General features: G+C 39.7%; 17 protein-coding genes. 1 reads left to right on the plus strand and 16 read right to left on the minus strand.

Annotated elements, in window-relative coordinates; all coding sequences use genetic code 11:
• Window positions 1-284: 284 nt before the first annotated feature.
• Window positions 285-941 carry a VTT domain-containing protein gene (locus NFR43_RS05155; RefSeq protein ID WP_251547137.1) on the plus strand — a complete coding sequence of 219 codons (657 nt, stop codon included), beginning with the start codon at window positions 285-287 and terminating at the stop codon, window positions 939-941.
• Here NFR43_RS05155 and NFR43_RS05160 read toward each other — a convergent pair.
• From NFR43_RS05160 to ccpA, 16 genes are all read right to left on the minus strand, one after another.
• Window positions 915-1,562 carry a lipoprotein intramolecular transacylase Lit gene (locus NFR43_RS05160; RefSeq protein WP_251547139.1) on the minus strand — a complete coding sequence of 216 codons (648 nt, stop codon included), beginning with the start codon at window positions 1,560-1,562 and terminating at the stop codon, window positions 915-917. The two genes, NFR43_RS05155 and NFR43_RS05160, sit on opposite strands and share 27 nt — an antisense overlap.
• Window positions 1,537-2,316, minus strand: a complete 780-nt coding sequence (locus NFR43_RS05165; protein WP_251547142.1) for a TIGR01457 family HAD-type hydrolase — start codon at window positions 2,314-2,316, stop codon at window positions 1,537-1,539. Before NFR43_RS05165 ends, NFR43_RS05160 begins: the two co-directional genes overlap by 26 nt.
• Window positions 2,317-2,318: 2 nt before the next feature.
• On the minus strand, window positions 2,319-2,861 hold the full coding sequence (locus tag NFR43_RS05170) for a YutD family protein (RefSeq protein ID WP_251547144.1): 543 nt from the start codon (window positions 2,859-2,861) through the stop codon (window positions 2,319-2,321).
• 10 nt (window positions 2,862-2,871) lie between these two features.
• On the minus strand, window positions 2,872-3,486 hold the full coding sequence (locus NFR43_RS05175) for a metallophosphoesterase (RefSeq protein ID WP_251547146.1): 615 nt from the start codon (window positions 3,484-3,486) through the stop codon (window positions 2,872-2,874).
• A 104-nt stretch (window positions 3,487-3,590) separates the two neighbouring features.
• Window positions 3,591-4,790 carry an acetate/propionate family kinase gene (locus tag NFR43_RS05180; protein ID WP_251547147.1) on the minus strand — a complete coding sequence of 400 codons (1,200 nt, stop codon included), beginning with the start codon at window positions 4,788-4,790 and terminating at the stop codon, window positions 3,591-3,593.
• Between the two features lie 17 nt (window positions 4,791-4,807).
• Window positions 4,808-5,821: a class I SAM-dependent methyltransferase gene (locus NFR43_RS05185; protein ID WP_407658141.1), complete on the minus strand. Its 1,014-nt coding sequence runs from the start codon at window positions 5,819-5,821 to the stop codon at window positions 4,808-4,810.
• A 73-nt stretch (window positions 5,822-5,894) separates the two neighbouring features.
• Window positions 5,895-6,134, minus strand: a complete 240-nt coding sequence (locus NFR43_RS05190) for a hypothetical protein (protein WP_251547149.1) — start codon at window positions 6,132-6,134, stop codon at window positions 5,895-5,897.
• Window positions 6,135-6,138: 4 nt separating this feature from the next.
• Window positions 6,139-6,573 carry a ComGF family competence protein gene (locus NFR43_RS05195; protein WP_251547150.1) on the minus strand — a complete coding sequence of 145 codons (435 nt, stop codon included), beginning with the start codon at window positions 6,571-6,573 and terminating at the stop codon, window positions 6,139-6,141.
• Window positions 6,570-6,836, minus strand: a complete 267-nt coding sequence (locus NFR43_RS05200; protein ID WP_251547151.1) for a hypothetical protein — start codon at window positions 6,834-6,836, stop codon at window positions 6,570-6,572. Before NFR43_RS05200 ends, NFR43_RS05195 begins: the two co-directional genes overlap by 4 nt.
• Entirely contained in the window at window positions 6,808-7,200 is a 393-nt protein-coding gene (locus tag NFR43_RS05205; protein WP_251547152.1) for a hypothetical protein, read from the minus strand. The genes NFR43_RS05200 and NFR43_RS05205 overlap by 29 nt, the downstream gene beginning before the upstream one ends.
• A 38-nt stretch (window positions 7,201-7,238) precedes the next feature.
• A complete protein-coding gene (comGC, locus tag NFR43_RS05210) occupies window positions 7,239-7,538 on the minus strand; it encodes a competence type IV pilus major pilin ComGC (protein ID WP_251547154.1) in 300 nt (99 codons plus the stop codon).
• Window positions 7,535-8,605, minus strand: a complete 1,071-nt coding sequence (locus NFR43_RS05215) for a type II secretion system F family protein (RefSeq protein ID WP_251547156.1) — start codon at window positions 8,603-8,605, stop codon at window positions 7,535-7,537. Before NFR43_RS05215 ends, comGC begins: the two co-directional genes overlap by 4 nt.
• The gene (gene comGA / locus NFR43_RS05220; RefSeq protein WP_251547158.1) at window positions 8,520-9,497 is read right to left on the minus strand and encodes a competence type IV pilus ATPase ComGA; all 978 of its coding nucleotides are present in this window, start codon (window positions 9,495-9,497) and stop codon (window positions 8,520-8,522) included. Before comGA ends, NFR43_RS05215 begins: the two co-directional genes overlap by 86 nt.
• 105 nt (window positions 9,498-9,602) lie before the next feature.
• The gene (locus NFR43_RS05225; RefSeq protein ID WP_251547160.1) at window positions 9,603-10,343 is read right to left on the minus strand and encodes a YebC/PmpR family DNA-binding transcriptional regulator; all 741 of its coding nucleotides are present in this window, start codon (window positions 10,341-10,343) and stop codon (window positions 9,603-9,605) included.
• A gap of 68 nt (window positions 10,344-10,411) precedes the next feature.
• Window positions 10,412-11,230 (minus strand): hypothetical protein, encoded by an 819-nt coding sequence (locus NFR43_RS05230; protein WP_251547162.1) that lies wholly within the window; start codon window positions 11,228-11,230, stop codon window positions 10,412-10,414.
• Window positions 11,231-11,238: 8 nt separating this feature from the next.
• Entirely contained in the window at window positions 11,239-12,264 is a 1,026-nt protein-coding gene (gene ccpA, locus NFR43_RS05235) for a catabolite control protein A (protein WP_251547163.1), read from the minus strand.
• Window positions 12,265-12,354: the final 90 nt, after the last annotated feature.

Consider the following 12,354-nt stretch of genomic DNA (forward strand, 5'->3'; position numbering starts at 1 on the left):
AATATACCAGTGATTACTAACAGTTGTCAACAAACTTTCGCAATCTTTTTGAACTTTTTTCTAAAGCTGGACAATCATCAACTATAGCTAGCTTATAGTCAATAAAACACGTACTATATCTATCAACTCATCTAAAAAAGTCCACATTCAGAAATACTTACCAGATTACAACAAGTTTGACAATTCATTAAGTTCATAAGTCAAACTTCACTTTAGAACGCAGTGCTGTTAAAATTCTTGATGGATTTAAAATTTAGTTATTACTATATTGAAGGAGATTATTAATGGGTTTTTTAATTGATTTTATCCTACACATTGATTCACACATCATTCAAATTGTAAATACCTTTGGCAACTGGTCATACTTGCTACTTTTTTTGGTGATTTTTATCGAAACCGGGGCAGTAATTCTACCTTTTTTGCCCGGTGACTCACTGCTCTTTGCGGCGGCGGCGCTATCCGCCAATCCACGATACCACCTGAGCATTGAAATCTTCATTCTCGTCTTCTTAGCAGCTTGTATTGGTGGCGACTCATTAAACTTTCTAATTGGAAGCAAGCTTAGCCAATCCCTATCTAAACATCCGTGGTTTAACAAATTAATCGACCAGAAAAGTCTCCGTAAGACTGAGCGATTTTTTGAACGGCATGGTGCTCCAGCAATTATTTTAGCTCGCTATATGCCAATTATTAGAACGTTTGCACCATTTGCCGCTGCCGGTTCTGGATTCCCCTATAAAAATTTCATTCGATACAACTTAGTAGCCTGTTTATCATGGGTACTAATCTGCTGTGGTGCAGGATACTTCTTTGGCAACTTACCATTCGTTCAAGCACACTTCTCATTAATCATCATTGCCATTATTGTGGTCACTCTGATTCCTGCTGTTGTCGGGGCAATTAAATCAAAGCTTTCACCGGTTGAGGAAGACGTAGATTAAGTGTTTAATGTATAAAAGCAGTGCCACCTGCAAAGCTAAACAAGCCGCTGCCCAACCCAATAAGTAGTGTAAAAAGTACTGATTAGTTAATACTAAGATAATCGGGTCAGAATAAGGACTGAAAATCCAATTTAAGTTATGAAAGGCATGATAATGAAACCACAAAAAGCTGTCCTGAAAGCTAATCAATACCATCACTATAATTACACATTCAAATATCATCATTTGGATAAAGAGAGGTGCCAGTCTCCACAACTGGTACCTCTCTTTTTCATAACCAAACAATGCTACAAAGATGACCACAGCGAATACTGTCAAAATCTCTCCAATCGTTATTAAGCCTTGCACATCTGCAAAATGTGCCTGCGCAGCCTCACTCATTTGTATTGCTTTGAAATTAAACTGTCTATTGGAAAAACCAATTAAATACCAAACCAAACGGTAATAATCATGCAACAACGCACGATGGCTGATCAGCAAACCGTGTGATGGAACCTCCACTAAGCATCCAGATCCTAGCAAAACACCAAAAAAGCTAAGACCAATTGTAGTTAACATTCCCGCCACGATGGTTAACAGAGCCACCAAATTATCCTTAAATATTCTCAATTTGCCAATCATCTAACGTATCTACCTCATAAGTTGGCTTAGTCTTTACTTTAGCAACCTGTTTTTTAGTGGAAAGTCCCGTATAAACTAATAAAGTGTCCATTCCAACGTTGATACCCGCAGAAATGTCAGTTTTATAATTATCACCGACCATGATCACATCGTCGACACTAAATCCATAACGTTCTAACGCCATTTGCATAATAATTTTTTCGGGTTTGCCAATCATCAACGGTCGCTGTTGAGTGGCATATTGGACCAGTGCAACTAGTGACCCCGCACCAGGGACCATTCCACGCTCATTGGGCAGGTTACTATCTGCATTCGTACCGATAAAAGTAGCGCCACCACGAATTGCTAACACTGCCGTTTCGAATTTTTGATAAGTTACCTGGGTATCCAATCCAACGATTACATAATCAGGATGATCATCAGTAAGTAAAAAGCCACAATTTTGTAAGGCAGTTTTCAATCCAGACTCACCAATAACATAAACACGCCGATGGGCACCCGCATTCTTATCTAAATAGTCAGCTGTCGCTAAGGCAGTCGTGTACACACAACTAGCATCTACACTAATATCATGATTATTTGCCAAATTTGCGGCAACGTCCTCAGGAGTACGTGTACTATTGTTAGTCACAAACACCACCTTTTTATGATGTGACTGGAGACGACTAATAAAGCGGGAAGCCGCGGGAATTTGTTCTTTTCCCTTATACATTGTGCCATCTAAATCAATAAAATAAGCTAAATAATTCTTCATCCCTACTCACCACGTTTTTTAATAACAAAGCGTCGCTGTCGATTACGTTCAACAGTCTTAACTTCCTGATGATGCCGCTGTTTTAAATTAGGCTCTTTTAATGGAACTCTTTTTTCACGGTACCCTACCGAACGGCGCCGACGCCGTGACTTAGTTCGACGACGCCTGGAATGACGGGGAATATTCACTTCTAGATTATGGATAATAAAATACTTGCAGCCAAAATTGCACTGCTCGTATAAATAATCTTGAATTGTATCGGTTCCACGGCCTGGAACATATAACGGATTATCCGAGCTGTAAAACCCCCGTAATCTTAACTGACCATATCCCCAATCACCGACCAAATAATCAAATTTGCTTAAAATCATGCTAAACCGATCAGTAAATTTATCAAGGTCAAATGAGTGATCATCATCCTTCACAATTTCATAAGGATGATTATTAATGATAAAACGTTGCTCATCTTCCATTTTGGCATGGTAAACACCACGACGTTCCTCTGTTCGTTGATCAATATAGTCTTGTATTTTTGCCCTATTCATAATCAGCCACCTAACTATTTTTCTGTTGATCAAAAAGTTTTGCCTTGCGATGAGCAATTTCATCAACTTCACGAAGTAAGATTGGTGTTCCGAAGGCCGGCTTCGGTGTTAAATAATCTAATTCAGGAGCATCAACACCGACGTTAATGTTTCCTGCCGTTGGAACCATATAGTGATGAATGTGCCCATGTAAATTTAAAATTTGTGGAGCAATTCCCAACATCATTGGGTAATGCGTCATATATAATTGTTGATGATTATACTTAATCAGTTTACCAACATCATGAAATTCAAATTTTGGTTGTCCATGAACTAAATAGTTATGCTGCGCCAAATATTTAAATAAATCTCGTCGATCATGGTTGCCCTTAATCAATACTAACCGGCCGTGCAGTTGTTGTAAAACCTTGAAGACCTGCTCATCGCCAACTCGTGGTGGTTTCGTATAGTTAACAGCAATATCCCCTAAATGGTAAACAATGTCAGAATCCGTAACACGTTGATTCCAATCATTAATAATTTTGGTATTCATGTCAGTAACGGATTCAAAAGGTCTTGGCGCAAACCGATCCATTCCTAACAGATTTTCATCAAAAAAATGAGTATCAGAGGTTACATACATCAATTTTGAGCACTTCCTTACGCAAAGAAGCGAGACTAAAGCCTGAATGACTTTTGAGTCTCGCCCCCAATAAAAAGATTATCAATTAAAGCCGAATATTACAAACATTATTTAGCGGCCTTCTTTAACCGTTCGATATCATGAACAATCATTAATTCTTCATCGGTTGGGATCAATAATACTTTGATCTTGGCATCCGCAGAAGAAATGTCACGTTCAACTCCCCGAACATCATTCTTTTCAGGATCTACCCCAACCCCAAAGAATGAAAGCCGGTCACCAATCGTTTGACGGAATTCTTTATCGTTTTCACCAACTCCGGCAGTAAACACAATCGCATCCGCACCATTTAATTCAGCTAAATATGCACCGATATACTTAACGATGGTATTTTCATCAATATCCAATGCTAGTTGTGCCCGTTTATTACCTTCATCTGCTGCCTTTTGAACATCCCGCATATCACTAGACACACCTGAAATTCCTAGCAAACCAGACTTATGGTTAAGAATATCGATCATTTCATCACTCGAAATGTCCAACTTGTGTTCCATAAAGTTAACCAGTGATGGATCAACATCACCAGAACGAGTTGCCATAGTAATTCCAGCAAGTGGGGAGAAGCCCATTGAGGTATCGAATGACTTGCCATTTTTAATTGCAGTAATGGATGCACCAGCTCCCAAGTGGCAAGTAATTAACTTCAGATCTTCAACTGGTTTACCAAGCATCTTAGCTGCTCGTTGAGCAACGTAACGGTGACTAGTACCGTGCGCACCATAACGACGCGCACCATACTTTTCATACCATTCGTATGGGACACTGTACAAAGCGTTCATCTTTGGCATATCAGAGTGGAAAGAAGTATCAAAAACAGCAACTGCAAAGGCATCTGGAAGAACCTTCTTAAAAGCTTTAATTCCTTCTAATTCTGCCGGGTTATGTAATGGAGCGTATTCAGATAATTCATCAATTTTTTCCATTACATCATCATCAATGACAGCAGAATCTTTAAAGAATTCACCGCCGGCGACAATCCGGTGACCAACAGCAGTGATTTCATCATATGATTCCACAATATTCAAAGCGATTAGTTGATCCAATAAATATTGGACGGCTTCTCCGTGATCGGCAAACTTGCGCGTATCTTCATGAACCTGTCCATCACCAAACTTAATTTTGGCGTGACCTTGATCCATTCCAATCCGTTCAATTAAGCCTTCGGCAACCACATTCTCACTTGGCATATCAAAAAGCTTAAACTTAACCGTTGAACTACCAGCATTAACTGCAATTGTTTTTGACATTTTTGTCTCTCCTTTAACTACTTCAAACTCGTTTTAACCCACTGGTTAATCTCTCCCAAAAATTTGCGAAATTCTTTCTGATCTTTGAGAGAAGGAAACGTTCCTAGTAATACTTGTTGAGCTTGCTTCGCTTCAGCACCATGATTTTGCAACACTAAAATTGATTTTTGCGAAGCGGGATTACTAAACATATCAGTTGGCAGATTAATAAAGCCTTGCAGATATGCAACCGAATGAATCCATTTCACAAAGGTTGCTGATTCCTTTGTCTGAAATAAATTGCTTGGCACAACAAAGAAGGCGAAGCCCCCCGCAACTAAATAATTCATCGTTTGCTCAATTAGTAGATGATGAACATACGAATGACCTTCACTTGCTTTGGTTTCGTAGTTGGCAACATTTTGGTCTAACGGATAGTAGCCAATTGGCAGATCAGCAACCGCCAAGTCTGATTGAGGAATATCAAGATTCAAAATTGAATCCTGATGATACAGTTGGATGGGGAGTCGCTGAAGATCAGCACTAACGCTGGCGACAGCCAACATCGAATCATCGTTATCAACACCAAAGGCTTCAATCTTTTGCTTAGAAATGGTGGATAAGTGATTAATCACCGTAGTCAACAAATTACCAGTACCAACTACTGGATCAAAAATCTTTAATGGTTGATCAGGCTTGAAAGAAACAATGTGCTCAATCAAATATGCAATCAACATCCCAATTGTATCAGGAGTCATCTGATGGTTTGCTTGAATTGCATCCTTTCGTATTACCTTTAGTAAACCTAATTGAAGAAGGCGACGTACATTTTCACGTGGCTCCTGCATTAAATCCAAATTTTGATAAATCTGAGTTAATTCATTGACCGTGTCGGGTTTTGGTAAGCTATCTTCAACACGAACCTTGCCATTATCAACGATATTCTCGGCATTTTCCAAGAAAGCATCCAAGTACGAGCAAGAGAGATCCGCTTGAATTAACTCCGTTGCGTGATCAAACTGCTCGAATAATTGCTCGGGCGTCTTTCCCATCTACGATCGCTCCCTCCATTATAAATTCACAATCTTAAGTTTACCCATTCAGACTATGAAATTCAAGTTTGATTCACTTCACAACCCTAACTTTAGTACCAGAATTCATGGTTACAATCCACTCGTTGATGTTTACCTTTTTAACATTTCCCAAGTTAAATCTTTGATTATTTCCACCGGCCAATTTTACCATGCTTTCTGCTAACCATTGTTCAGTAAGCTGATCATTAATCAATTCTTGACGTGCTAAATAACGTTGGTAATAGCATATCACTCCACAAAATAATCCTAACAATATAATTGATAAAGCCAACATACTACCCTTCCTCTGCGAAATTAAGTAGTGCATTTTTTCTTTCTCCATTTTTTAATTGACACTCGATTCTAACGTTCTGTGAATCAATTTGATCAAAACGTAACGAGCCTGGTGAACAGTTAACTAGCAGCGGCAAATAACCTCCCTGGGCAGTTTTTAAAAAAATCGACTGCCTTCCTCCCTGAACTATGTAAGTCTCATGATTAACTTGGTTCAGTAGGATTAACCGCTGATGTGTCACTTTTTGAACACTAAAAGCGTATTGCGGACTTTCTAACCTTTGCAAACATAAATACCAGTCCGTATCAATTCCCGCTGCTGTATCCGAACTTCTTTTAAGACATGGCACCGTCAGTACAACCAAATATGTCATCATCAGGACCACCAATAAGCCAATCACGCATTCGAGTAGCGTAAATCCAGAACTCTTTTTCATGCCTTAAGCTCCAACACTTTCTGATGATCTTTCCACACTTCAATAACTCGCGAACTATCTTGATGAACAGAATAACCAGAAACTGTGGAAGTATGATGTGAGTAAACATATTCTTTCACTAAGCGAGCAGCCACTAACCGATCTTGCATCCGCTGTTGTTGGCTTATTAAGCCTCGCGTCGTGATTGTAAAGATCATCACCGCCATGACAATAATCGCCAGAGCTACAATTTGTTCACTCAAGATAAAGCCGGTGCTTTTCAATCCGATATCCTCCCCCTGCTAATTGGATTTTCACCAAAACTTCTTGCTGACTGAGCTGATCAACAAATCGCCAAGTATCCGGATGAATATATCCAGATGATTTCATAATTGTGTCATTGACGTCTGCCACCCTCAACCGGGATGGAACCGTAATTTTTTCACGGTAATGATTCGAAGCAAACACAAATTCTCGTCGCTGTTGATCATAATCAATCCGCGTTGCCTGCTGCCAATTTTGTGCTCGTGCTTGAGCAGCTTGCCACTCTTGATTAAATTCATTCCAAAATCTTGCGTGTTGCCACCGACTGTAGGTTAGCGTGATTCGTGATGTTCCTAATAATCCAATTAGCGTAACAATTCCCAATACAATTATTAACTCCACAAAGGTAAAACCCTGGCGCTTCATTGTCGACTAACCTGGCCATTTTGGATCTTAATATTATTTTTCTTGGCCGATTTAACTTGGGCGGCCGTTAGATAATGTTCCTGGTACAATTCATTGATTGTCCTTGGCGCCCGACCGGTTTCATTTTCATACAAGTCTGCTTGAGTTTGAATGACATTGACCATCGCTCGCGAATGAACCTTGGTAGCGCCACTCTTTTGTTTAGCAAGGTTAGGGATCACAATTAGAATTAATAAACTAATAATGAATAAAACAATGGTCATTTCTAGTAATGTAAATCCTTTTCTTTTTCTCATTTAATCACCTGCACTGTTTGATAAATTGGCATTAAAATTTGAAGGTAGAGACTAATAATTACGATTGCGATAATTAGATAAACTACCGGTTGCACATATATTAAGCGTTGTTCACATTTATAAATTAACCTTTTAAATAATTGTTCGGAAAGCGATTGGACTTGTTGAGCTAATTTTTGATTGTCAGCGCCTTGCCGAATGATAATTGCCAACTCATCCGGCAAAAACATTTCTTGGTGAATGAGTTGCGTGGGATCTTGTCCGTTGACAGTTAACGATGCTATTTTCCGACTCAGTTGATACAGCAATGAACATTTATCAAAGCAGTTACAAATTTTAATCATCTGTTGAGTTGAAATTCCTTCCGTCAATAAAATTGCGAAATTACTACACAGATAATAGCCATAATAATTTCGAATTATCCCACCAATAATCGGCGCTCGACAGAGAGAACGAACCTGTTCAAGTTTAGTGAGGCGATAAAATTCAATCATTTTAAAAATGCCAAATGTCACTCCAGCGCCACTAATCCACGCCATAATTTTAAACACTGGTTGCCAAAAATTGCCTGTCGCTTCAGGCCGGATTTCAGCTAACTGCGGAAAGACAAAAACCGTCATCATTGCAATCATGATCGTCAGTAATCCTAATAACATGATTGGGTATTCTAATAGGTGTTTTAATTTCGTCAATTGGTCTTTGCGCATTTTCAAATAACAAGCAAAATGCTGTAACGTTTGTTGCAGTTGCCCATGTTGTTCTGCTAATAACAGTTGATAGTATGTGTCCACCGAAATCCACGGTTGTAATGATAATGCCAATGAATTGCCTTTCTCCAGTGAACGGCTAACTTGATTAATTACTAACTTAGAGTGTGGTAATAAAACTTTGGAAAAAGCTGTGGCTTCCTTTAATGAAAAGCCCGTGTCTAACAACTCTGTTAACAAACCAAACCATTCCTGTTGGTGCTGTAACTTAAACTTACCCGTTCCAAAACGCTTTCTTGACTTCGGCCGTAATTTGGCCTTCAGTGTAGAGCTTTTGCAATGTTGTCTGCCATGCTTCACTAATTCCGCCTCCATTTCCCTTCAATAATTCGTCAGCACTTTGAAGATCAAAAAATACTGCTCGTTGACGACGACCTTGCACAGGAATAATTCTTTGATAACAAGCTCCCAAAAGTGCTTGATCAATATAATAATCTGCTATCCCTAATTGACGCAGCCGTGGTACAACTCCCCGTGCACTTTTGGCATGGATTGTTGCTAAAACAAGATGACCACTCAAGGCCGCTTCAATTGCACACTGAGCGGTTGCGGCGTCACGAATTTCGCCAATAATTAATACTTGCGGTCGGTGGCGCAAGCCCAGGTGTAGTAGAGCTGGGTAATCCATCCCCGCCATTGTATTTACCTGTAATTGAACAAAACGCGGTTCTGTAATTTCAACTGGGTCTTCAATTGTCAAAATTACTTTATCTACTGCTTGTTCCCTCAACAGTCGATACATTGTGGTGGTTTTGCCAGACCCCATTGGACCCGCAAATAGTAATAGCCCTTGACCAATCGTCAATTGTTGTAATTTAGTCCACTGACCTGGTTCAACCATGCGATACTCTCGTAAATTCAGCGGATAAATAAACCGCAAAACTAACGATTCTTGGCCTTGAAAATCACCGACGGTTGACAAACGAATATCGATCTGGTGACTTTGATATTGCCATCGCCAGGCCCCGGCTTGCGGACGCCGGTGTTCGCTAACCGCCATATTAGCCTGATATTTCAAATACGTAATGATTTTCTGACCCAAATCAGGAGAAAGACTTTGTTCATCACTTACCTCCTGACCATGGTTAAACAAAAAACGATATCGATTCCCCATCGGTAATAAATAGGCATCCGTTACTTGTTGTTGGCAAATTACCGTAAATTGTTGTTGTACAAACTTTTCGGGATTCATTAAAACTCACCTCCTCATGTTTTAAAGACGGTAAAAATTCTCAAATGTACGAAAAAAAAACTGCCAAACTAAAAGTTTGACAGTTTTAAGACGGGTAATATTAAATTAATCTTCTTCGTCTTCAGCGATAAATCCTGCTTCGTAAATATCAGCAACATCATCGTTGTTTTGTAATTCTTCAATCAAGTGACGGTATTGGCCAACCTTATCACTAGGAACCTCAGTCTTGTTTTCTGGAATCATCGTGACTTCAGCAGTGTCCAATTCATAACCCTTTTCTTGAAGTGCATCTCGTACACTGGTCATTGAACTTGGGTCAGTGAAGATTTGGAACTTTTCGTCCGTTGCCTTCATATCATCAGCTCCGGCATCCAAAGCATCCATTAACATATCATCTTCACTAGTGTCTAAACCATCACGAAGAATTTCAATGAGTCCTTGACGGTTAAACATGTAAGAAACAGATCCACTAGCACCAAGGGAACCACCAGAATGAGTAAAGGCAGAACGAACAGCAGCAGCAGTCCGGTTTTTGTTATCAGTCAAGCAAAAGACCATGACAGCTACACCACCAGGACCGTAGCCTTCATAAGTTGTTTCTTCAAAGTTGGCGCCACCAGCACCAGTTGCTTTATCGATGGCCCGTTGGATATTTTGCTTAGGCATGTTTGCTGCCCGTGCCTTATCCATCACCAGACGCAATTGAGGGTTGTTGTCGGGATCAGGGTCACCTGCTTTAGCGGCTTGGTATAAGTCACGAGAAATTTTTTGAAAGATTTTGCCACGCTTAGCATCTTGGGCGTTTTTACGTCCTTGAATGTTATGCCATTTTGAATGTCCTGACATGAACTAACTCCTCTTTTCTATTATTTGATACGTAAACATTAAGATTTTACCAAATGAAATCAGATATTTCAAGACCTGTGCCCGCGCAAAAACAAACTAACCATCCATAAAACAATGGCCAAAACTAAATCAACGATCACCATTTGCCAGCCAACTTTTAAAATCGCGTTACTTACTTGATTGATCACCGTAGAAAATGAGGCGTAATCAACTTGTAAACTGTGGATTACCGGTCGAGCGGATACTAACAACAGGGCACTTCCCAAGCCACCAAGTAAGGTGATCCAACGAAAATCACGAACTAAGGTCTTCGTAAACCAGCTCCGCATTACAATCAACATCAAAATGATGATACTAATAATCAACCCTGTTAAGTTAAGCAGTCGTCCTAATCGCAAACCGTTTTCTAAATTGGTAATGGCCTCACTATTAATTCGATTATTAATAATGGTTGAAACTTGGTCATTAACAGAACCCGTTGGCAAACTACTTAACACTGACGAAGATACTCCATAGCTTGAAAGAACCCCCACAGCCTTATTTTCTAAGCTATTGGAGACACTACTCATATCTAAATGCAGTCGTTTCCCCTGATAAACTTGCCGAGTAGCTTGTTTTAATAATTGCCTTGTTTGCTTAGTAGTAATCACCCCACCACTCAATCCATAACTAGCCAAGCTAGCGTTGAGATCATTTTTAACTTCTGCACTAACTGCAGAACTAGTAACCTGTTGCTCTACAAACTTTTCATTTAGAACGGTTGCCTTAGCCAGCGCGCAGATCACCAGTAACACAACCGCAAGTGCACCGATAATGGTGGTACCCCAGTGATGTTTAGGAGTTTCTACCGGTTGCACTTGTTGGCGATATTCCATTCGTGATGGCATTGAATCACCTACGATTTAGTTGATTGACGCTTAACAAAACCATGCTGCAAAATAACGTTATTTTCGTCTTTTTCAGCATCCGCTTCAGCATCTGCATCGTCACCAGACATCAGTTTTGTTAACAACCGCATTGAAACTGCCCCAATGTCATAGAGTGGTAAAGTAATGCTTGACATCATTGGCCGAGTTACTGTGGCCAATTGTGTATCATTCCCCGTAATAATTTCAAAATCATCAGGAACTTTTACACTATGATCAAACAGCCCGTTCAAAACACCAGCTGCAATGCCATCATCACTAGAAAAAGCAGCAGTGGCACCACTTTGCATGATTTGTTCAGCTAATGAATATCCTTCATCATATGAATCATGAGCCTCAAAAATCGTTTGTTCGTCAAAAGGAATTCCTGCCTCTTTTAAGGCTGATTGATAACCAGGGATCCGGTATTTAGCATTGATCGTCGTGTCTTTGCTACCAATGATTAAAGCAACCTTTTGATTGCCTTTTAAAAGATGCGCCGTCGCTTCCTTAGTTGCATTTTCGTAATCAATCCGGACTGCTGGTAAACTTGCATCATTAGTGACAGAACCGGCCACAACAACTGGTACCGTTGAATTCTTAAATTCGTCTTGTAATTCTTGACTCACGTCGTGGCCCATAAAAATGATCCCATCAACTTGCTTTGCGTACATACTCCGCACAACTTGGATTGCCTTTTTATCGTCAGCATCAGAATTGGTCAAAATCATGTTGTATTTGTACATTGTGGCGATGTCATCAATTCCCTGTGCTAGTTTGGCAAAGTAGTTATTGGTGATATCAGGAATCACAACACCAACGGTCGTCGTTTTCTTACTTGCTAATCCGCGTGCAACTGCATTGGGGCGATAGTTCAATTTCTTGATAACTTCCAAGACTTTCTTCCGCGTATCAGGTTTAACATTCGGATTGCCATTCACAACCCGCGAAACAGTTGCCATTGAAACGTGTGCTTCACTAGCGACCGTATAAATGGTAATAGTTTGTTTTTCCATAACAAAAAGCCCTTTCTTTATTGATATGATTTGTTTTCATTTATTTTCATCAAAGAAGAATATACCAAAAAAACATTGAAAGTTCAAACT

The sequence above is a fragment of the Limosilactobacillus caecicola genome (assembly GCF_943192935.1).
In the GTDB taxonomy this organism is placed as follows: Bacteria; Bacillota; Bacilli; order Lactobacillales; family Lactobacillaceae; genus Limosilactobacillus; species Limosilactobacillus caecicola.

What these genes read in the sequence shown, in the direction of transcription:
- NFR43_RS05155 (WP_251547137.1), top strand. Translation starts at nt 285, where the DNA reads ATGGGTTTTTTAATTGATTTTATCCTACACATTGATTCACACATCATT.
- NFR43_RS05160 (WP_251547139.1), bottom strand. Translation starts at nt 1,562, where the DNA reads ATGATTGGCAAATTGAGAATATTTAAGGATAATTTGGTGGCTCTGTTA.
- NFR43_RS05165 (WP_251547142.1), bottom strand. Translation starts at nt 2,316, where the DNA reads ATGAAGAATTATTTAGCTTATTTTATTGATTTAGATGGCACAATGTAT.
- NFR43_RS05170 (WP_251547144.1), bottom strand. Translation starts at nt 2,861, where the DNA reads ATGAATAGGGCAAAAATACAAGACTATATTGATCAACGAACAGAGGAA.
- NFR43_RS05180 (WP_251547147.1), bottom strand. Translation starts at nt 4,790, where the DNA reads ATGTCAAAAACAATTGCAGTTAATGCTGGTAGTTCAACGGTTAAGTTT.
- NFR43_RS05185 (WP_407658141.1), bottom strand. Translation starts at nt 5,821, where the DNA reads ATGGGAAAGACGCCCGAGCAATTATTCGAGCAGTTTGATCACGCAACG.
- NFR43_RS05195 (WP_251547150.1), bottom strand. Translation starts at nt 6,573, where the DNA reads ATGAAAAAGAGTTCTGGATTTACGCTACTCGAATGCGTGATTGGCTTA.
- comGC (WP_251547154.1), bottom strand. Translation starts at nt 7,538, where the DNA reads ATGAGAAAAAGAAAAGGATTTACATTACTAGAAATGACCATTGTTTTA.
- comGA (WP_251547158.1), bottom strand. Translation starts at nt 9,497, where the DNA reads ATGAATCCCGAAAAGTTTGTACAACAACAATTTACGGTAATTTGCCAA.
- NFR43_RS05225 (WP_251547160.1), bottom strand. Translation starts at nt 10,343, where the DNA reads ATGTCAGGACATTCAAAATGGCATAACATTCAAGGACGTAAAAACGCC.
- NFR43_RS05230 (WP_251547162.1), bottom strand. Translation starts at nt 11,230, where the DNA reads ATGCCATCACGAATGGAATATCGCCAACAAGTGCAACCGGTAGAAACT.
- ccpA (WP_251547163.1), bottom strand. Translation starts at nt 12,264, where the DNA reads ATGGAAAAACAAACTATTACCATTTATACGGTCGCTAGTGAAGCACAC.